Annotated in this window: 14 protein-coding genes and 1 pseudogene; 9 read left to right on the top strand and 6 right to left on the bottom strand. The window is 64.9% G+C overall.

The window, feature by feature from the left end; all coding sequences use genetic code 11:
• The first annotated feature begins 10 nt into the window (after positions 1-10).
• From QCE62_RS04310 to QCE62_RS04320, 3 genes are all read left to right on the top strand, one after another.
• Positions 11-514, top strand: coding sequence for a fimbrial protein (locus QCE62_RS04310; protein ID WP_309914719.1), 504 nt, complete (start codon positions 11-13; stop codon positions 512-514).
• Between the two features lie 92 nt (positions 515-606).
• Entirely contained in the window at positions 607-1416 is an 810-nt protein-coding gene (locus tag QCE62_RS04315) for a hypothetical protein (protein WP_309914723.1), read from the top strand.
• Positions 1416-2171 (top strand): class I SAM-dependent methyltransferase, encoded by a 756-nt coding sequence (locus tag QCE62_RS04320; protein ID WP_309914726.1) that lies wholly within the window; start codon positions 1416-1418, stop codon positions 2169-2171. The genes QCE62_RS04315 and QCE62_RS04320 overlap by 1 nt, the downstream gene beginning before the upstream one ends.
• Positions 2172-2208: 37 nt before the next feature.
• Here QCE62_RS04320 and QCE62_RS04325 read toward each other — a convergent pair whose 3' ends face one another.
• Positions 2209-2391: a rubredoxin gene (locus tag QCE62_RS04325; protein ID WP_309914728.1), complete on the bottom strand. Its 183-nt coding sequence runs from the start codon at positions 2389-2391 to the stop codon at positions 2209-2211.
• 271 nt (positions 2392-2662) lie between these two features.
• Between QCE62_RS04325 and QCE62_RS04330 the strand changes: the two genes are divergently transcribed.
• The 5 genes from QCE62_RS04330 (at position 2663) to QCE62_RS04350 (ending at position 10455) form a co-directional block, all read left to right on the top strand.
• On the top strand, positions 2663-3070 hold the full coding sequence (locus QCE62_RS04330; RefSeq protein ID WP_309807774.1) for a DUF4399 domain-containing protein: 408 nt from the start codon (positions 2663-2665) through the stop codon (positions 3068-3070).
• A 149-nt stretch (positions 3071-3219) separates the two neighbouring features.
• Positions 3220-5154 (top strand): ATP-binding cassette domain-containing protein, encoded by a 1935-nt coding sequence (locus tag QCE62_RS04335; RefSeq protein WP_309914731.1) that lies wholly within the window; start codon positions 3220-3222, stop codon positions 5152-5154.
• Between the two features lie 321 nt (positions 5155-5475).
• Positions 5476-7455: a DNA topoisomerase IV subunit B gene (locus tag QCE62_RS04340; RefSeq protein WP_309914735.1), complete on the top strand. Its 1980-nt coding sequence runs from the start codon at positions 5476-5478 to the stop codon at positions 7453-7455.
• Between the two features lie 54 nt (positions 7456-7509).
• Complete coding sequence (gene parC / locus QCE62_RS04345; protein ID WP_309914737.1) at positions 7510-9828, top strand: DNA topoisomerase IV subunit A; 2319 nt, start codon at positions 7510-7512, stop codon at positions 9826-9828.
• 168 nt (positions 9829-9996) lie between these two features.
• Positions 9997-10455 carry a CopD family protein gene (locus tag QCE62_RS04350; protein WP_309807778.1) on the top strand — a complete coding sequence of 153 codons (459 nt, stop codon included), beginning with the start codon at positions 9997-9999 and terminating at the stop codon, positions 10453-10455.
• A gap of 40 nt (positions 10456-10495) precedes the next feature.
• Here QCE62_RS04350 and QCE62_RS04355 read toward each other — a convergent pair.
• Positions 10496-11791 (bottom strand): annotated as a pseudogene (locus tag QCE62_RS04355) (MFS family transporter); the annotation flags it as partial.
• A gap of 309 nt (positions 11792-12100) precedes the next feature.
• Between QCE62_RS04355 and QCE62_RS04360 the strand changes: the two are divergent.
• Positions 12101-14359: a hypothetical protein gene (locus QCE62_RS04360; RefSeq protein WP_309914740.1), complete on the top strand. Its 2259-nt coding sequence runs from the start codon at positions 12101-12103 to the stop codon at positions 14357-14359.
• A gap of 69 nt (positions 14360-14428) precedes the next feature.
• Here the strand turns inward: QCE62_RS04360 and QCE62_RS04365 are convergent, their stop codons facing one another.
• The 4 genes from QCE62_RS04365 to QCE62_RS04380 form a co-directional block, all read right to left on the bottom strand.
• Entirely contained in the window at positions 14429-16876 is a 2448-nt protein-coding gene (locus QCE62_RS04365; RefSeq protein ID WP_309914742.1) for an EAL domain-containing protein, read from the bottom strand.
• Between the two features lie 431 nt (positions 16877-17307).
• The gene (locus QCE62_RS04370; RefSeq protein ID WP_309914745.1) at positions 17308-18210 is read right to left on the bottom strand and encodes a PhzF family phenazine biosynthesis protein; all 903 of its coding nucleotides are present in this window, start codon (positions 18208-18210) and stop codon (positions 17308-17310) included.
• Positions 18211-18300: 90 nt separating this feature from the next.
• Complete coding sequence (locus tag QCE62_RS04375) at positions 18301-18771, bottom strand: RidA family protein (RefSeq protein WP_309914748.1); 471 nt, start codon at positions 18769-18771, stop codon at positions 18301-18303.
• Positions 18772-18823: 52 nt separating this feature from the next.
• On the bottom strand, positions 18824-20020 hold the full coding sequence (locus QCE62_RS04380) for a PLP-dependent aminotransferase family protein (protein ID WP_309914750.1): 1197 nt from the start codon (positions 20018-20020) through the stop codon (positions 18824-18826).
• Between the last annotated feature and the right edge of the window lie 56 nt (positions 20021-20076).

Genomic DNA, 20076 nt, shown 5'->3' on the forward strand with positions numbered 1-20076 from the left:
CATCCGCCTCATGACGGCAGTCTCGATGCTGCTCGGCGCCCAAGCGGCGCTCGCCAGCTCGCAGGCCACGTTCAGTTTCTACGGCACGATCCTCCCGCCGTCCTGCATCCCCAACCCTGCAACGCTGCCGCAGGTCGTCACGCTTTCCACCGTGGCTGTCACGGATTTCACGGGCGCCACGAGCGGCGCGAAGGCGTTCGTCATCGAACTGTCCGGTTGTCAGCCGCAAACGTCGTTGGCCATGTCCGTGAGCGGCACGACCGATACGCTTCCAACCGTGCTCAAGAACCTCAACGGCAGCGCCGCGCAAGTTGGCGTGCAGCTGCTGCTTGCAAGCAGGCCGGGCGCGACCACCGGCACACCCATCCCGATCAACGGCGACGCCGTAGCGCTGGGCACCAGCGGCCCGACCGGCACGATGATCATCCCGCTGGTCGCGCAGTACTACCGGCTCGGGGCGTTATCGGCGGGGACGGTCGGCGTGACCGCAACCGTGACCTTCACTTACGACTGAAGCCGCCCGACTTTTTGCGGAATCGAAACGAACGGCGCCATTTCGACCCATAATGCGCATGTTCCGGCCACGCCCATCCGGCTCAACCGCTCATGACGGAAATCCAGACCGCGGTGCTCGTCTTCGTGCTTCTGCTGGCCAGCACGGGGCTGGGCGCCATCGTGCGGCCGCTGTTGCCCGAGGAACACAAGGCGCAGGAAACGGTGCAGCTGCTCCAGTTGCTGGTCGGCATGCTGGTGACGTTCGCGGCGCTCGTGCTCGGCTTGCTGACTGCCTCGGCGAAGACCGGCTTCGACACCACCAACAACGACATGCGCACCTACGCCACCGTGCTCATCGAGCTCGACCGCACGATGCGCGACTACGGTCAGGATCTCGACGAAGCCCGCGCGCTGCTGCGCGCCTACACGGCGGCGGCGATCGCCAGCACCTGGCCCGACGAGCCGCATCCGCCGGGCGACTATCCGGCCATTGCGCCGACCCCCAAGAACGGCGATCTCGCGAGCCCCGAACTCGGCACGCTGCTGGGCCAGTCTCAGCACCGCGTGCGTCTGCTGCAGCCCGCCGACGCCTACCACCACGCGCTCGCCAACGAAAGCGCCGATCGTTTCGAGCAGCTCATTGCGCTGCGCTGGAAGCTGATCGAGGAGGCGCACGGCACGCTGTCCTATCCGTTCGACCGCATCCTGGTGGGGTGGCTGCTCATCATCTTCCTGTGCTTCGGCCTGATCGCGCCGCGCAACGCGCTTTCGCTGGTGACGATCATGCTCGGCGCGCTGTCGATCGCGTCCGCCGTGCTCGTGATCGTCGACCTCGACACGCCCTTCACCGGTCCGATCATGATCGCCAGCCAACCGTTGCGCGACGCACTCGCGTATCAAAGCACCAAGCAAAGCCACTGATGCTCTACACCGATCCGCGCCTGGTCGCGCTCTACGACATCCTCAATCCGTTCGCCGCCGATACGGCGTTCTACCTGTCACTGGCCGATGGAGCCGCGCATGTCGTGGACCTCGGCTGCGGCACCGGGCTGCTCGCCTGCGAAATGGCGAAGCGCGGTGTGCGCGTGACCGGCATCGATCCGTCGCCGGAGATGCTGCGCTTGGCGCGGGCGCGTCCGGAAGGCGACCAGGTGACGTGGATCGAAGGCGATGCCGGGGCGCTGCCGTTCGTCGGCGGGCGGGCGGACTTGCTGGTGATGACGGGGCACGTCGTGCAGGCGCTGCTCGATGACGCTGCGTTGCTCACTGCGCTGCAGGCCGCGCGGCGCGCGCTGCGTCCCGGCGGGCGCATCGCGTTCGAGAGCCGCCATCCGGCGGCGCGGGCATGGGAGGACTGGACGCCTGCGCGTTCGATGAAACGCATCGAGGCGCCCGGCGGCGGCACAGTTGAAGTCTGGCAGGAGCGGCATGCGCAACCCGATCCCGCGACGACGGGCCGCGTCGCGTTCACGACGCATTACCGGTTCCCATCGACAACGGGTGGGGCGGATGGCGCGGAAACGCTCAGCGCCGAAAGCGAGTTGCGCTTCCGGACGGCTGACGCGTTGACGGACTTGCTGAAGCGCGCGGGTTTTGCGCACGTCGACTGGTATGGCGACTGGACGCGCGCGCCGCTGGACGAGACGAGCCGCGAGTTGATCGCGGTGGCGCGCTGACGGAAAGTTCGCCGCGCAGGGTGCGCGGCGGCATCGATCAGAATTCGACGGCGACGAAATCCGCCTTGCCGACGTCGCACAGCGGGCAGCGCCAGTCGTCGGGAATGTCTTCGAAACGGGTTCCGGCCACGATGCCTTCGTCGGGCAGGCCTTCTTCCTCGTTGTAGACCCAGCCACAGATCAGGCAGACCCAGCTCTTGAATTCGATGACTTCGCTCACGGCAGACTCTTGATTCCAGAAAGAATGAACGGGCTGTGCTGTACACGCCCGGCCGCCCGGACGCTCGACTGCACACCCGTGCGGCGAGCCGCATCTTACAGGAATCCGCGCTTCGCCCGTGCGGGCGCGGCGGCTTGCCGCGGCGCTCAAGCTTTACAGCGGTGCTTCGCAGTGGTCCCGATGTGAGGCCCGGAACGCCCGGTGTATGCTGCTGCGAGTTCCGGGCGCCGAGGGCGCGCCATCGACCGGTTTACCTTGCATGGAGAAAACGATGTTGAAGAAGACACTGTTGGGTGCGGTGCTGTCGGGCGCGATGCTGATGTCCTTCACGAGCGCCGCGCAGGCGCAGGCGCGGGTCTATTTCGTCCAGCCGAAGGACGGCGCGACGGTCACGAGCCCGGTACATGTGCAATTCGGCGTCGACGGCATGTCGATCGCGCCCGCCGGCACGATGACCGAGGGCACCGGCCACCACCACGTGCTGGTCGACGGCAAGCCGCTGCCGAAAGGCACCGTGATTCCGGCGAACGATACCTCGCTGCATTACGGCAAGGGCCAGACCGAGGCCGACATCAAGCTGCCTCCCGGCGATCACACGCTGACGCTGCAGTTCGGCGACGGTGCGCATCGCTCGTACGGACCGGAAATGAGCCAGACCATCAAGATCCACGTGCAGTAACTTGCTCAACGGCCGGCCGCACCGTTGCGGTCGGCCGTTCGGCCAGCAGGAAGGCGCGCGGCCCTTGCGCCCGGCACGCCCGGTACAATGGACGCTTCCCTTGATTGTCGGGCACGCCGGCAATCCTTCGCCATTCATCCGGTTTTCCCATGTCGCTCTATTCCATTTCGGACGCGCAGCTCGCGTTCGGCCACGTTGCATTGCTGGACCACGCCGACTTCTCGCTCGAAGCGGGCGAGCGCGTCGGGCTGATCGGCCGCAATGGCGCGGGCAAGTCGTCGCTGCTCAAGATCGTCGCGGGCCTCGCCGCGCCCGATGACGGGCTCATCACGCGTCAGGGAGAGCTTTCCACGGTCTACGTGCCGCAGGAGCCCGAATTCGATCTCGAGGCCACCGTGTTCGACGTGGTGGCCTCGGGTCTCACCGAGGCGCGCGCGCTGCTGGACAAGTTCGACGCCGTCACGCACGCGCTCGCCGACACGCCCGAAGGCGCGGAGCACGACACGCTGCTGTCGCGCATGAACGTGCTGCAGGCGGCGCTCGACACGCGCGACGCCTGGAACTGGCGCACTCGCGTGGCCACCACGCTGGCGCAGATCGGCCTGGATGGCGAGGCCCGCACCGGCGCGCTGTCCGGCGGCATGAAGAAGCGCGTGGCGCTGGCGCGCGCGCTGGTGGTCCAGCCGGACGTGCTGCTGCTCGACGAACCCACCAACCACCTCGACTTCGAAGGCATCCGCTGGCTGGAGGAACTGCTCGTCACGCTGCGCTCGGGCCTGTTGTTCATCACCCACGACCGCGCGTTCCTTGACCGCGTGGCCACGCGCATCGTCGAGCTGGATCGCGGGCGCCTGCTGTCGTATCCGGGCAATTTCAGCGCGTACCAGACGCGCAAGGCGCAACAGCTCGAAGTCGAGCAGGTCGAACAGGCAAAGTTCGACAAGCTGCTCGCGCAGGAAGAAGTGTGGATCCGCAAGGGCGTCGAGGCGCGCCGCACGCGCAGCGTCGGGCGCATTGCGCGGCTGGTCGAGATGCGCAACGAGCGCGCCGAGCGCCGCAACGTGCAGGGCAACGTCAGGCTGGACGTCGGCCAGGGCGAGAAGTCAGGCAAGATCGTGGCCGAACTGACCGAGGTGACCAAGCGCTATGGCGCGCGCACCATCGTCGATCAGTTCACGGCTACCGTCATGCGTGGCGACAAGATCGGCTTCGTCGGTCCGAACGGCGCGGGCAAGACCACGCTGCTCAAGCTGATCCTGGGCGAACTGCAGCCCGACGAAGGCCGCGTGCGCACCGGCACCAACATCCAGGCGGCGTACTTCGACCAGATGCGCGCGCAGCTCGACCTCGACAAGTCGCTCGCCGACACGATCAGTCCGGGCAGCGAATGGGTCGAGGTGAACGGCGTGAAGAAGCACGTGATGAGCTATCTCGGCGACTTCCTGTTCGCGCCGGAGCGCGCGCGTTCGCCGGTGCGTTCGCTGTCGGGCGGCGAGCGCAACCGCCTGCTGCTGGCGCGGCTGTTCGCGCGGCCCGCCAACGTGCTGGTGCTCGACGAACCCACCAACGACCTCGACATCCCCACGCTCGAACTGCTCGAGGAACTGCTCGCCGACTACGACGGCACCGTCCTGCTCGTGAGCCATGACCGCGCGTTCCTCGACAACGTCGTGACCTCGGTGTTCGCGGCGGAGGGCGGCGGTTTGTGGCGCGAATACGTCGGCGGTTTTTCCGATTGGCAGGTTCAGCGCGAACGTTCGGAGCGCATCGCGGAAGAGGCGGCGCGTCAGACCGCGAAGGAAGCGCCGAAGGACGAAGCGCCGAAAGACAGCGCGGCAGGCCGCAATGCGCAGCGCACCGTGAAGCTGTCGTTCAAGGAGCAACGCGAGCTGGAAGGGCTGCCGGCGCGCATCGCCGCACTGGAAGAGGAGCAGAAGTCGATCGGCGCGCAGCTCGAGGACGGCTCGATCTTCGCGCGCGACGCGAAGGAAGGCGCGCGTTTGTCGGAGCGGCACGCGGCGATCGAAGACGAATTGCTGGTGGCGCTGGAGCGTTGGGAGGAACTGGAAGCAAAACGGAAGTAACGCGCGTGCCGGGCGTCCGCATCAGGCCTGAGCCCGTTTCACAGACCGCTTGACTGCCCCGCCAGCCGGGTGTTTTACGCTCCCGAGGTGGGCGCGGCGAGCGAAAACCGCTATTCTCCTAGCGCGGCACGGAGCGCCGGGCGGGTCGATACCCTGCCGCAGGCCGTTCCGGCCAGGCAATTTCATCAGCATTCGCCGGCATGCCGGGCGTCACGTTGCAGCAATTCCGCGCGCGCCCGAGTGCCGGATCAACGTTCAACTATGTCCACGAAAAAATCCAGCGCAATGGCGACAGGAACCGACCGAGGCAAGCGGCCTGTCATGCATGCCAAGGCAGCCGGTTACAGCGAAGCATCGATCAAGGTGCTCAAGGGCCTGGAACCGGTCAAGCAGCGGCCCGGCATGTACACGCGGACCGAGAATCCGCTGCACATCATTCAGGAAGTGATCGACAACGCCTCCGACGAGGCCTTGGGCGGCTACGGCAAGCAGATCACCGTCACCGTGCACAATGACAATTCCGTGTCCGTCGAAGACGATGGCCGCGGCATTCCATTTGGCCTGCATCCGGAAGAAGGCGTGCCGGTCGTCGAGATCGTGTTCACGCGGCTGCACGCGGGCGGCAAGTTCGACAAGGCCGCGGGAGGCGCCTATACGTTCTCGGGCGGTCTGCACGGCGTTGGCGTGTCGGTGACGAATGCGCTCGCCACGCGTCTCGAAGTCACCGTCTGGCGCGACAACAAGATCGCGCAACTGGCGTTTTCGAACGGCGACGTCGTCGAGGAACTCACGACGCGGCCGGGCGAACGCGGCGCGAAGAAGAACGGCACACGCGTGCGCGCGTGGCCGAACCCGAAATATTTCGATTCTGCGAACCTGCCGCTCGGCGAACTGCAACGTCTGCTGCGCTCGAAGGCCGTGTTGTTGCCGGGCGTCGAAGTCGTGCTCGTCATCGAGAAGACCGGCGAGCGCCAGACCTGGAAGTACGAAGACGGCCTGCGCGGCTATCTGCTCGAAGGCATGGGCGGCAGCGAACTGCTGATTCCGCTTTTTGAAGGCGAACGCTTCGCCGAAAGCTCGAAGAACACCGAGGAAACCTTCGCGGAAGGCGAGGGCGCGTCGTGGGTCGTCGCGTGGAGCGAGGAAGGGCCGCTGCTGCGCGAATCCTATGTGAATCTGATTCCGACGCCCGCCGGCGGCACGCACGAATCCGGCCTGCGCGACGGTCTCTTTCAGGCCGTGAAGAACTTCGTCGAGATCCACAACCTCCAGCCGAAGGGCGTCAAGCTGCTCGCCGAAGACGTGTTCGCGCGTGTGTCCTTCGTGCTGTCGGCCAAGGTGCTCGACCCGCAGTTTCAAGGCCAGATCAAGGAACGGCTCAACAGCCGCGATGCCGTCAAGCTCGTGTCGTCGTTCTCGCGGCCCGCGCTCGAGTTGTGGCTCAACCAGCACGTCGAATTCGGCAAGAAGCTCGCGGAACTCGTGATCCGCCAGGCGCAGGCGCGCACCCGCGCCGGCCAGAAGGTCGAGAAGAAGAAGAGCTCGGGCGTCGCGGTGCTGCCCGGCAAGCTGACCGACTGCGAGTCCACGGATATCAGCCGCAACGAGATCTTCCTGGTCGAGGGCGATTCGGCGGGCGGCTCCGCGAAGATGGGCCGCGACAAGGAATTCCAGGCCATCCTGCCGTTGCGCGGCAAGGTGCTGAACACCTGGGAAACCGAGCGCGACCGGCTCTTCGCGAACAACGAAGTGCATGACATCGCGGTGGCCATCGGCGTGGATCCGCACGGTCCGGACGAACAGGTCGACTTGTCGAATCTGCGCTACGGCAAGATCTGCATTCTGTCGGACGCGGATGTGGACGGCGCGCACATTCAGGTGCTCCTGCTCACGCTGTTCTTCAAGCATTTTCCGCAGCTGATCGAACGCGGCAATGTGTGCGTCGCGCGTCCGCCGCTGTTCCGTGTCGACGCCCCCGCGCGCGGCAAGAAGCCGGCGCAGAAGCTCTACGCGCTCGATGAAGGCGAACTCGAAGCGATTCTCGACAAGCTGCGCAAGGACGGCGTGCGCGAGACGGCGTGGACCATCAGCCGCTTCAAGGGCCTGGGCGAGATGAGCGCCGAGCAGCTCTGGGACACGACCATGAACCCCGACACGCGCCGCCTGCTGCCGATCGCGCTGGGCGATCTCGGCTTCGACCTCACGGTATCGCGCATGACGATGCTGATGGGCAAGGGCGAAGCGGCATCGCGGCGCAGCTGGCTCGAAGAGAAGGGCAACGAGGTCGAAGCGGACATCTGACTTCGACCTGAGCCTGACCTGAGCAGGACCTGAGATACGCACAACGGAAATTCGATGGGAACCACAGACGATCTCTTCGCCGCCCAGACCGCACCGGACGGCGAACAACTGATGCTCGGCGAGTACGCCGAACGCGCTTACCTCTCCTACGCGGTGAGCGTGGTGAAGGGCCGCGCGCTGCCGGACGTGTGCGACGGCCAGAAGCCCGTGCAGCGCCGCATCCTGTTCGCGATGAACGAGATGGGCTTGTCGAACAACGCGAAGCCGGTGAAGTCGGCGCGCGTGGTCGGCGACGTGCTGGGCAAGTATCATCCGCACGGCGACCAGTCGGCATACGACGCGCTGGTGCGGCTCGCGCAGGACTTCTCGATGCGCTATCCGCTCATCGACGGGCAGGGCAACTTCGGCTCGCGCGACGGCGACGGCGCCGCGGCCATGCGCTATACGGAAGCGCGCCTGACGCCCATCGCGCATTTGCTGCTCGATGAAATCGACCAGGGCACGGTCGACTTCATGCCGAACTACGACGGCTCCTTTGAAGAGCCGAAGCTGCTGCCCGCACGCCTGCCGTTCCTGTTGCTGAACGGCGCGTCGGGCATTGCGGTGGGTCTCGCGACGGAAGTGCCGTCGCACAATCTGCGCGAAGTCGCGCAGGCGGCCGTCGCGATGATCCGCGATCCGAAGATCGGTCACGCCGGCCTGATGGAAAAGCTCCCCGGACCGGACTTTCCGGGCGGCGGGCAGATCATCTCGTCGCAGGCCGAGATTTCGGCGGCCTACGAAAGCGGACGCGGCAGCCTCAAGGTGCGCGCGCGCTGGAAGATCGAGGACCTCGCGCGCGGACAGTGGCAGGTGGTGATCACCGAACTGCCGCCGGGCGTGTCGAGCCAGAAGGTGCTCGAGGAAATCGAGGAACTCACCAATCCGAAGATCAAGCTCGGCAAGAAGACCCTCACGCCCGAGCAGGCGCAGACCAAGCAGACCCTGCTCGGCCTGCTGGACGCCGTGCGCGACGAGTCCGGCAAGGACGCGCCGGTGCGGCTCGTGTTCGAACCGAAGTCGAGCCGCCTCGACCAGACCGAGTTCGTCAATTCGCTGCTCGCGCATACGAGCCTCGAATCGAATGCGTCGATCAACCTGGTGATGATCGGCGCGGACGGCCGTCCGCGGCAGAAGGGCATCGTCGAGATCCTGCACGAGTGGATCGGCTTCCGCTTCGTCACCGTGACGCGGCGCACGCAGCATCGGCTCGGCAGGGTCAATGACCGCATCCATATTCTCGAAGGACGGATGATCGTCTTCCTGAATATCGATGAAGTCATCCGCATCATTCGCGAATCCGACGAACCGAAGCAGGCGCTGATCGCGCGTTTCAATCTCTCGGAGCGCCAGGCCGAGGACATTCTCGACATCCGCCTGCGCCAGCTGGCAAGGCTGGAAGCGATCAAGATCGAACAGGAATTGAAGGACCTGGGCGAAGAGAAGGCGAAGCTCGAAGAACTGCTCAACAGCGATGCCGCGATGAAGCGTCTGCTCATCAAGGAAATCGAAGCCGACGCGAAGCAGTACGGCGACGACCGCCGCACGCTGATCCAGCAGGCCACGCGCGCGACCTTCGAGGCGCGCGTCGTCGATGAACCGGTGACGGTCGTCGTGTCGCAGAAGGGCTGGGTGCGGGCGCTGAAGGGCCATGGACTCGACCCGGCCGGCTTCACCTTCAAGCAGGGCGATGGCCTCTACGCGGCCTTCCAGGCGCGCACGCCGGATGCGCTCATAGCGTGGGGCAGCAAGGGCCGGGTGTATTCGGTGTCGGTTGCGGCGCTGCCGGGCGGACGGGGCGACGGCGTGCCGGTCACGTCGCTGATCGAACTCGAATCGGGCACGCATCTGCTGCATTACTTCGCGGCGAATGCGGAGCAGCAACTGCTGCTGGCGTCGAGCAACGGCTTCGGCTTCATCGCGAAGTTGGGCGATCTCGTGAGCCGCCAGAAGGCGGGCAAGGCGTTCATGACCATCGACGAAGGCGCCGCGCCGCTCGCGCCGATGCCGGTCATTCCGGGCGCGGCCTATGTGGCGTGTCTGTCGAGCGCGGGGCGTCTGCTGGTGTTCGGCATGGACGAGATGAAGACGCTATCCGGCGGCGGGCGCGGGGTTACGCTGATGGCGCTCGATCCGAAGGAAACGCTGCGCCAGGCGCTCGCCATCGACGCGCGCGGCGTGGTGATGATCGGCACCGGACGCGGCGGCAAGATCAGGGACGAGAAGCTGGCCGGCTCGCAACTGCAACTGCATCTCGGCAAGCGGGCGCGCAAGGGAAGGGCGCCGGATTCGTCACTGAAGGTGGCGGAATTGAGGCCGGTGTTCGAGGGATAAGCTTCAAGACCGCATCGGCATCGTCTGGAACGCCTCGTCGCGAGCTTGCGGCGAGGCGTTTTTATTTGGCCTCTTGCCGAATACACAGGAACTGGTAGGCAGCGTCCTAGTCGAACGGCCAAACTTGAATCCCCAAGCCCACGACGTCAGCCCAAAACCAAAACCACAATGAACAAAGCCATCGAAGCCGCGCTCTTCCTGCATCTCCTCGGCGTTGCCGTATGGATTGGCGGCATGATCTTCGCGCATTTCTGCCTGCGTCCCGCGCTCGGCGACCTCACGCCGCAACTGCGCCTGCCGCTGTGGGAAGCCGTATTCACGCGCTTCTTCAACTGGGTCGCGGCGTCGGTGCTTGTCATCCTGCTCTCGGGCGGCTTCCTTCTGGCCGAGTTCGGCGGCACGCACGCCGCGTTGCCGCTGCACGTGATGGCTGGGCTCGGCGTCGTGATGATGCTGATCTTCGGGCACATCCGCTTTGCGGTGTTTCCGCGCATCCGGCGCGCGGTGCAGGCGCAGAACTGGCCCGACGGCGCACGCGCCGTCGGAACCGTGCGCAGGCTCGTCGTGATCAATCTGGTGTTGGGTATCGTGACGATTGGTGCAGCGGTGTTGTCACGCGGTCTGTGAAGTGTGCTTGCGGTTGCGGCTGGGCTTGCGGTTCCAGTTGCGGACCGTCCTTCAGATAGCCTTCCTTTGAAGGATCGCGCATGCACAGCGACACCAGCCCGGCCACGGCGCACAGGGCAGTCACGTACCAATAGAACATGCTTTCGATGCCCGCCTGCTTGAGCCAGAGCGCCACGTATTCCGCGGAGCCGCCGAAGATCGCGTTCGCCAGCGCATAGGACAGGCCCACGCCGAGCGCGCGCACATGCACCGGGAACATCTCCGCCTTGATCAGGCCGCTGATCGACGTATAGAAGCTGACGATGCAAAGCGCCGTGACGATCAGCGCAAACGCCGCCAGAGGGTTGCTGACATCCTTGAGCGTGTGCATGAGCGGCACCGTGCACAGCGTGGCGAGCGAGCCGAAGCAGATCATCGACTTGCGCCGCCCGATGCGGTCGGACAGCGCGCCGAACAGCGGTTGCAGCAGCATGAACACGAACAGCGCGGCCGTCATCACGTGGCTGGCGGTCTTTGCGTCCATGCCGGCCGTGTTGACGAGATACTTCTGCATGTAGGTCGTGAAGGTGTAGAACACCAGCGACCCGCCGGCCGTGAAGCCGAGCACGGTCACGAAGGCGCCCTTGTGCCGCCAGAGCCCGCTGAACGACCCGGCCTCGCTGCTGCGGCGGGATTCGGCCGTGGTGGTTTCATCGAGCGAGCGTCGCAGCAGGAGCGCGATGACCGCCGCCGCCGCGCCCACCAGGAAGGGAATGCGCCAGCCCCAGGCCTTGAGGCTTTCGGTGCTGAGCGTCTGCTGCAGGATGACCAGCACGAGCAGTGCGCAGAGTTGCCCGCCGATCAGCGTGACATATTGAAACGACGCATAGAAGCCCCTGCGGCCCTCGACCGCGACCTCGCTCATGTAGGTGGCGCTCGTGCCGTATTCGCCGCCCACCGAGAGTCCCTGGAACAGACGCGCGATCAGCAGCAACGCGGGCGCGAGCGCGCCTATTTCGGCATAGCCGGGCAGCAGCGCGATGACGAGCGAGCCGCCGCACATCATCAATACCGACACCATCATCGACGCGCGTCGTCCGTGCTTGTCCGCGAGACGGCCGAAGAACCAGCCGCCGATGGGACGCATCAGGAAGCCCGCTGCAAACACGCCTGCGGTGTTGAGCAATTGCGTGGTGGTATTGCCTGCGGGAAAGAAGGTTGACGCGAAGTAAATGGCGCAGAACGAGTAGACATAGAAGTCGAACCATTCCACAAGGTTGCCTGACGACGCCCCGACAATCGCGACGATGCGGCGCCGTGTATCCCGTTTATCTCTCGTATTATCCGGGCCAGTCATTTGCGGTTCAGTTGATTCCTTCATTGCTGATTATCTCCATGTTTGTCATCAAGCAGGTGGATTGAAAATCGCTCTTGGAAAAGTCTTAATTGTTATGGGCCGCATTTAGGAATTGTTCTTGTATTTTTCTTAAGCCACGCTAAATAAAAGCAAAAAAATCAGTCATCCTTTATACAGGATATTAAAAAGCGATTTGTATAAAAATTCATCGCACGAGCCAAGGAAATAAGGTCGAGCATGGCATTTCGTCTTTTCCAAAAAAGACGGCCGCTCTCATCCCTCTCGATCAATTTCCTTTGCGGAGCTCGTATGATTTCAGTGTCCAGCGACTATTCGAGAAGCACTCAGACGGCGGGCGGATCCAGCGACACCTCGGATGATCCGCCGCCGGCGCAACAGCCTTCACAGGACGCGCAAGCGTCGTCTTCGCAAGGTTCGGACGGCACGTCGGCGTCGGGATCGGCGCAGACGGATTCGGCCTCCGAGACCCCGCAGAAGGCGCCGGGTTCCACGAGCCCGGAGAACACTCAGGATGGCCAGACCACTCAGAATTCGCAGGCGCCGTTGCCCACGTCGACCGGGCAAGACACCACGGGACAGCGCACATCGGGAGTAGGAACCCAGCAGCAGCTGTCGCTGGAACAGCCGTTGCCGGATGCGCAGCCCGGTGCGAACAGCGGCTCGTCGACGACGACGTCAGGCACACAGCAAACCACGACCGACAAACCGGCTGACGCGATGAATTCGCGGGATCTCGCGGGCTCGCTCATCTGGCAAAACGACCTGGCGGCGGCCGGCGATCGCTTCGATTCTGCGGTCGATGACTCCATGAAAGACGTGAAGGACGGCAAGGACACGACCGATCACGTCATCGCGGCGGGCAAGGCGCTCGATGACGTTCAGGACATCATGGGGCAAGACAAGCTGAACAGCGAGCAGCAAGACAAGTCCGACCGCCTCGCCAAAGCATTGGACAACCGGAAGGACAATGACACGCTCGAATCCCTCGGCAAGAACGCCAACGTCGATCTGAAGCCGCTGGCGAAAGACCACAATCTCGACAATTTCAACAAGTATGGGAAATACCCGAGCATCATCGCGCGTTCGACGCTCTTCGATGAAGGCCGTTTCAACAACTCCCAAGTGTTGAAAAACTGGTCCTGGCTATCGAAGTATCAGACGCCCGGGCAGAGCCGCTTCGACTGGATGGGTCCCAAGGGCCGGCTCGCGGTGCTGCTGGGTTCGCGGATGCTGGCGGCGACCAACAACTTCACGAAGGCAGGCTCGATGTTCATGTCGGGCATTCAGAAACTGAAGGACGGCAAGGATCCCACCGATGACTTCATCGGCGGCGGCGCGTCCATGGGGCAGGGCCTGAACGAGGTCACAGTGGGCGCGGGCACGGATCTCGGGAATCACGCGGCCAAGCAGTGGCAACTGAAGCAAGCGCAAGCAGCCAGGACGGAAGCCGCCTCGAACCCCAATGGCACGTCGCCCGCACAAGATGGCTCGAACAACGGCACCTCGACACAGCAGAGTGGCCCCTCAACGAGCGCGGACGATACCCGCTCGATCCAGTCGCTGAACGAGCAAGTCGACACGGATCTCGGCCGTGTGAGTGGCGATATCGACGGGCAAGTCACGGGTCGTCAGAACGAACTCCAGAAAAGTGTTTTTGACAGGCTCGAAAGCACGCATCCCGATAATCGGCGTCTGATCCTGCAGCGCGGGGTTTCGGAAGTCTTCCCCGAATACAACGGCATGGCGCAGTTGGGAGACCAGCTCAAGAAAGCCGCGAAGGAGGACGCGCAAAACGCTCACGAGAATCTCAAGAAAATAGAATCCGATTCGCAAGCCGAGATGCAGAAGCTCCACGATCTGGGCTTCGAGACCGTCGATGCAGCGCGCAAGTCGGAGAACGCCGCTGCACTGGAGTTGGTCAGCCGTCTGGACAATCTGGGCCAGCTCAAACATGACGCCTACGACCAGTTCGATCGTGCGATGAACGAGCGGGAGGCGCTGATGAAGGACGCCCCGGCCTCTTACAGGGAGCTGGGACAGGCGTTGAACAATCTGGACCCGGAGGTCCGGCAGTCCAAGCTCTCGGAGTGGATGGATAGTTACGGCAAGAAGTTCACCAACTACCAGGATACCTTTCTCGCTCATACCGATGCGTTTCCCGACTGGTTCAAGATCTCCAAGCCCTTGCGCACGCAGCTTGTGCCGTCGCTGATCGGCACCGCGTTCGGCGCGCTCGGTTTTGGCGCCTCACTCGACTCCTACCTGAAGAAACAGCAAGCGGGCACCTTGACCACCCAGGACAAGATCAATCTGGGGGCGCAGGTGTTCAATCTGGTGGGCGGCATCGTGGGCTTCGTGCCCTTCGTCGGGCCGGTTGCAAGCATCATCGCCACGGTGATCGGCGGCGTCATGGGCGGTATCGCCGATGGTTATCAGGGCTACCAGCTGAGCGAAGCTCAAAACGATCTGCTGAACAAGTACCGCGACCAATGGAACAATACCCACTCCCAGGCGGACCAGATCTGGGATGGCTTCGATGGAGGTTGATCGCTCTCGGCAACGCCGCGTTCGACGGCAGCATGGCCGCCGGCCCGTCGTTCGTGCGGGCGGCCGCCCCTAGCGTCCGCCGGGCTCGTCGGTGAGGGCGGGGCTCGACGGCTCCCGGCCGGCATCATTGCGTGAACGCGGCGCCTGTCCGCGCGGCCAGCCGCATACGCCGAAGCGGTCGAGCAGCGCCTGCACGCCGTCCGCCGGCACGGGCCGCGAGAACAGGAAGCCTTGCGCTTCCACCGGACCCAGCGCCGCGAGCCACGCGATCTGCTCGTCGCGTTCGGTGCCTTCCACCACGACCGTCAACCCAAGCGAACGCGCGAGATTGACGATGGCCGACACCATCACGCACACGCTGCGATCCTCGGGAATCGCCTGGATGAAGGAGCGGTCGACCTTGAGCGTATCGACGGAAAAGCGGTTCAGATACGACAGCGACGAATAGCCGGTGCCAAAGTCGTCCAGCGCGATGCGCACGCCCAGGCGCTTCAGCGCGACGATCTTCTCCTGAACGAGCTCCGGATATTCGACCATCACGGTTTCGGTAATTTCGAGTTCGAGCTTGTCCGGCGGAATGCCGCTCGCCTCGATCGCGCGCGCGACCGTCTCCAGCAGATCGCCGCGCCAGAACTGCACCGCCGAGATGTTCACGGCCAGCGACAGTCCCGTATAACCCTCCTGCTGCCAATGCGCGAGCTGCCTGCACGCGGTGTGGATCACGAAATCGCCGACCGCGACGATCAAGCCCGTGGATTCCGCCACCGGAATGAATTCGTTCGCCGGAATGAGCCCGTGCTGCGGATGGTTCCAGCGCACCAGCGCCTCGAAGCCGGTGATGCAGCGGCGCGTCAGGTCGATCTTCGGCTGGTAGACGAGGAACAGCTGCTCCTCGGTGAGCGCGACGCGCAGCTGCTGTTCCCACTTCATCAAATGATCCGCGCGATGCGACAACTGCGGCGAGTAGAACTGATAGCAGTTGCGGCCCGCGTCCTTGGCGCTGTACATCGCGAGGTCGGCCTTTTTCAGCAAGTCGATCTCGCTCTCGTTCGACACCGAGAACAGCGCAATGCCGATGCTCGCATGCAGCACGAACGCGCTGCCGCGTACGTCGAAAGGCGTGGCGAACATGGTGGAGATGTCGTCGGCGAGCGTGACGGCGCGCTGCTCGACTTCGTCGCCCTTCACGACCACCACGAACTCGTCGCCGCCGATGCGCGACAGCGTGCCGCTCTGACCCACCGTCTCCGCGAGCCGCGACGCCGTCATCTGCAGGACGATGTCGCCGGCATTGTGGCCGAGCGTGTCGTTGACGGTCTTGAAGTTGTCGAGGTCGATGAAGAGCAGCGCCAGTCGCCCGATGTTCTCCTGCTGCGCGACGTCCTGGCGCAGCGCGCGCAACGTGGAGTAGCGGTTGCGCAGGCCGGTGAGCAGGTCGTACTCGACCAGGTGCGTCATCTCGCGCTCGCGCCCGAGCAGCTTGCCGATCAGGCCGGTCGCGACCGCGAAGAAGCCGAGCATGGCGAGCGAGATGAAGCTCGCCATCAGCAGATAGACGTTGCGCGTGTGGTTGTAGTCGATCATCTCCTCGCGTTCGGAGAGACCGACGAGCACGCCGAGCGGATAACCGTCGATATGCCGGTACGACACGATGCGCTTCACGTGATCGATGGGATCCACGTAGATGCCCGACGCATGATCCAGCGTGGGATACACGCCGCTCGCGGTGAAGTCCGCGCGGGCGCGGCTGCTGGCGGCAGCGCTTGCATCGCCGCCGTTGCCTTGCGCGGCGGCCGTGGCGGCCGCCGCGCCATCGGCCAGGCCGCCGCCCGTGCTGCGCGCGAGCACCGAGCCGCTGTCCGACACCACGGCAATCACGCCCTCGCGGCCGATCGACGCGACGTTGTAGAAGTCGCTCGTGAAATAGGCCGGGTCTTCCGACACCACCACGACGCCGGCGAACGAGCCGTCCGGATGATTGAGCCGCCGCGTGAACTGCAGCGTCCACAGGCCGGACACGCGGCCGCGCACCGGGCGGCTGACGTAGAGGAGGTCGTCGTTGGAATGCGCGTGGACCTTGAAGTGCTCGCGGTCCGACAGGTCGATGGGTTTCGGATGCGGATCCGAGGTGTTGGCGACCAGCGTGCCGTATTCGTCGATCAGCGAGACCTGCACCAGCGTGTCGCTCTGCACGACGCCTTTCTCGACGGTGGCGATCAGGTCGAAGTTGTCAGGCGATTTCTCGTATTCGTATTTGACGAAACGGGTGATCTGGTCGACCTGATGAATGGCCTTGATGGTGTGCTGCTCGAGCGCCGCCGACAGGATGGCGGCCGAAGACATGGATTCGTGCGTGGTGGCTTCGCGCTCCACCGAAAGCCGGGCGAAGATGACCGCCCACAGCAGCACCAGCACGAAGGTGCCCAGTACCGGAATGGCCAGCAACGCCCGCCGCCGCCGCGCCGCCGGGGCGCTTGTGAGGGTGTCCGGGACGGCATGCGTGCGCGCCCGCTTCATGGCGCTCCCTGCAACGCTGGATCGCGTAGCGCCTGACGTGCTGCGAACTGCGCGAAGTGGATGAAGCGATGCATGTGCGGAGGCGTTCGGCCGAAACGAGTGACTATACCGCGCGCAGTACGCCGCGGCTGGGGGATGGACATTCTTTGGCAGATCCTGTCAGCGGCGTCATCCTTGCGGGTGGCTTTCGCTGCGCTCACTGTGCCCGGCAGCGCCGGCCGTTGCCCTGGCGCGGCGGCTTGGCGCCGCTGAAGGATTATTCGAGTCCGGATACAAACCGCGCCCCTGCCGGGTCCGTCGCATTGCCGCCGCCACGTCCGACGCTTCTTTTTATCCCCATTGGTCAGATAGTAGCGAAGGCTCCTGCTTTAAGAAAGAGCCCGCCCTTGGGGGTAAACGCGCGCCGCAGGGGATATGCGCAGGTCATTGTTTCAGCTACGGAAATTACCGTCGATCACAGTTACCGAATGGCCGCCGATCCACACGGGCGCGCCATCCGCCTGGTCGTCATAAGTGACGCTCACGCGGCCGTCGCGGCCCAACGCGGTGCCCTGACGAACCGTGTAGTGCGCGCCCGGACGCTTGCCTTGCTGCGTCAGCAGCATGGCGAGGGCGGCGTTTGCGCTGCCCGTGACCGGATCCTCGATGTTCTCCGCGCCCAGCAGAAGCGCGCGCAGTTCGAAGGTCGCGGGTCCGCCGGGCGCGTGCGGACCGTAGACCACGATGCCGTGTGTGCCCGTTTCCGCGACGATCTGCCGGACCGCTTCGCGCGACTCGCCCGCCAGCGTCAGCGCAAGACACTGCGCCGCGTCGCGCACGCGCACCACGAGCCAGGGCGCGCCGTTGTCCACCGCGGCGGGCGGCGCTTCCGGATCGAGTGTGGCGGGGGCAAGCGCCGCCGCGAGACGCGTGCTCTGCGCAGCGCTCAACGGCGTGATGCGAGCCGGCGGCGCGGCGAAGGCCCACTCGCCGCCCGCGCGTTCGGCGAGCGTCACCAGGCCGACGCCGCATTCCTGCACCAGCCGTCCGGGCGTCTTCGGCGTATAGCCGGCGTCGATGAGCGCGTGCGCGCTGCCGAGCGTCGGATGCCCGGCGAACGGCAATTCCACCGCGGTCGTGAAGATGCGCACGCGATAGTCGGCGCGTGCATCGGTCGGCGGCAGCAGGAAAGCGGTTTCGGACAGGTTGGTCCAGCGCGCGATCTCCTGCATGCGTTCGGTGGAGAGGCCGTCGGCATCGAAGATCACGGCGAGCGGGTTGCCCTTGAACGGCACGGAGGTGAAGACATCGACCTGCTTGAACTGGACGACCCGTTGGTCGGCGTGTGAGGACATGAGCGTGTGTCTCGCTGGAGCAGGGCATAAAAAAACCCGACGCGTCGCTGCGTCGGGTTTCGCGGATGAACGGCGAACGGGACGCGCGTTTCAGGCGACTTCCGCGACTTCCGCGATCAGTTCGATCTCGACGCACGCGCCGAGCGGAATCTGCGCCACGCCGAAGGCCGAGCGCGCGTGCTTGCCGGCATCGCCGAACACTTCCGCGATGAGTTCGGACGCGCCGTTCGTCACGATGTGCTGCTCCGTGAACTCGAAGGTCGAGTTGACGAGGCTCATGACCTTGACGATGCGCTTGACGCGGTTCAGGTCGCCGACGTGCGCGTGCAGCGTCGCGATCAGGTCGATGGCCACATTGCGCGCGGCCGCCTTGCCTTCTTCCGTGGAGATGTCGGCGCCGAGCTTGCCGGCGTGCACCTTGCCATCCTTCTTCGCGATATGCCCGGACAGATAGACCGTGTTGCCGCTCTGCGCGCTCATCACGTAGGCGGCGGCCGGCGCGCCCGCGGTGGGCAGGTCGATGCCGAGTTCCTTCAGCTTGTCGTACACATTCGATGCCATCGGTTGCTCCTTGACTTCAAGCGGGTGAAGGGGCGCGCGGCGCCCCGGAAATTCAGAGGCTCGCGCGGATCAGCGCGCCGAGCCGGCCGACGCCTTCGTCGATCGTCGCCGGCGGCACCGTCACGAACGACAGGCGCAGCGTGTTGTGCGCAGCTGTGTTGGCGTAGAACGGACCGCCCGGCACGAAGGCCACGTTCTGCGCGACGGACTGCTCGAGCAGCTTCATCGTGTCGATGTGCTTCGGCAGCGTCAGCCACACGAACATGCCGCCTTCAGGACGGTTCCATTCGACGCCGGCGGGCATGTGGCGTTGCAGCGCGTCGAGCATCGCCTCGCACTGGTCGCGATACAGTGTGCGGATCTTCGGCACGTGCTGGTCGAGGAAGCCGTCCTTCACCACTTCGTAGACGATGCGCTGCGTGAGGCTCGGCGTGTGCAGATCGGTGGCCTGCTTGGCCTGCACGAGTTTGTAGTGCAGCTCCTCGGGCGCGATGATGTAGCCCACGCGCAGGCCCGGCGCCAGCACCTTCGAGAACGAGCCGAGATGCACGATGTGATCCGGCGCCATCGAAAGCAGCGTGGGCAGCGGGGCGCCGGCGTAGTCGAGCGCGCCGTAGGGGTCGTCTTCGATCACCGGGAAGGCGGCGGTCTTCGCGAGGGCGGCGAGCGCCTGGCGGCGCGCGAGCGGCAGGCGGCGGCCGGTCGGGTTCTGGAAATTGGGCTGGGCGTAAAGCAGGCGCGCGCCGGCGGTGAGCGCGGCGTCGAGGCCTTCGGGAACCAGGCCGGATTCGTCGGTGGGCACCTGCACGTAGTCAGGCTCGAACAGCGAGAACGACTGGAGCGCGCCGAGGTAGGTCGGCGTTTCGACCAGTACGCGGCTGTCCGGATCCACCAGCGTCTTGCCGAGCAGGTCGAGCGCCTGTTGCGAACCGGTAGTGATGAGCACCTGCGACGGACGGATCGACGCGCCGTTCACCGAATAGCGCGCCGCCACCCATTCGCGCAGCGGCAGGTAGCCTTCGGTCGCGCTGTACTGGAGCGCCGCGGACGGCTGGTCGCGCAGGATGCGTTCCGACGCGTGCCGCATTTCCTCGACCGGAAAGGTCGCGGGCGAGGGCAGGCCGCCCGCGAAGGAAATGACCTCCGGCCGCTCCGTGACTTTCAGGATTTCGCGAATCGCCGAGCTCGTGAGCTTGCGGGCGCGTTCGGAGAGTTGCCACGGGGTGGCGCGGAGATCGGCTTGATTCATGGGGTGCCTCGGTTGGCTTTGGAGTGGTCCCGCGTTGGGTCAGAAATCGGGGTGCG

The organism is Caballeronia sp. LZ033 (assembly GCF_031451265.1).
In the GTDB taxonomy this organism is placed as follows: Bacteria; Pseudomonadota; Gammaproteobacteria; order Burkholderiales; family Burkholderiaceae; genus Caballeronia.

Excerpts from the sequence above, each read along its gene's own strand:
- QCE62_RS04310 (WP_309914719.1), top strand. The coding sequence starts at position 11 with ATGACGGCAGTCTCGATGCTGCTCGGCGCCCAAGCGGCGCTCGCCAGC.
- QCE62_RS04315 (WP_309914723.1), top strand. The coding sequence starts at position 607 with ATGACGGAAATCCAGACCGCGGTGCTCGTCTTCGTGCTTCTGCTGGCC.
- QCE62_RS04320 (WP_309914726.1), top strand. The coding sequence starts at position 1,416 with ATGCTCTACACCGATCCGCGCCTGGTCGCGCTCTACGACATCCTCAAT.
- QCE62_RS04330 (WP_309807774.1), top strand. The coding sequence starts at position 2,663 with ATGTTGAAGAAGACACTGTTGGGTGCGGTGCTGTCGGGCGCGATGCTG.
- QCE62_RS04335 (WP_309914731.1), top strand. The coding sequence starts at position 3,220 with ATGTCGCTCTATTCCATTTCGGACGCGCAGCTCGCGTTCGGCCACGTT.
- QCE62_RS04340 (WP_309914735.1), top strand. The coding sequence starts at position 5,476 with ATGCATGCCAAGGCAGCCGGTTACAGCGAAGCATCGATCAAGGTGCTC.
- parC (WP_309914737.1), top strand. The coding sequence starts at position 7,510 with ATGGGAACCACAGACGATCTCTTCGCCGCCCAGACCGCACCGGACGGC.
- QCE62_RS04350 (WP_309807778.1), top strand. The coding sequence starts at position 9,997 with ATGAACAAAGCCATCGAAGCCGCGCTCTTCCTGCATCTCCTCGGCGTT.
- QCE62_RS04360 (WP_309914740.1), top strand. The coding sequence starts at position 12,101 with ATGATTTCAGTGTCCAGCGACTATTCGAGAAGCACTCAGACGGCGGGC.
- QCE62_RS04365 (WP_309914742.1), bottom strand. The coding sequence starts at position 16,876 with ATGAAGCGGGCGCGCACGCATGCCGTCCCGGACACCCTCACAAGCGCC.
- QCE62_RS04370 (WP_309914745.1), bottom strand. The coding sequence starts at position 18,210 with ATGTCCTCACACGCCGACCAACGGGTCGTCCAGTTCAAGCAGGTCGAT.
- QCE62_RS04375 (WP_309914748.1), bottom strand. The coding sequence starts at position 18,771 with ATGGCATCGAATGTGTACGACAAGCTGAAGGAACTCGGCATCGACCTG.
- QCE62_RS04380 (WP_309914750.1), bottom strand. The coding sequence starts at position 20,020 with ATGAATCAAGCCGATCTCCGCGCCACCCCGTGGCAACTCTCCGAACGC.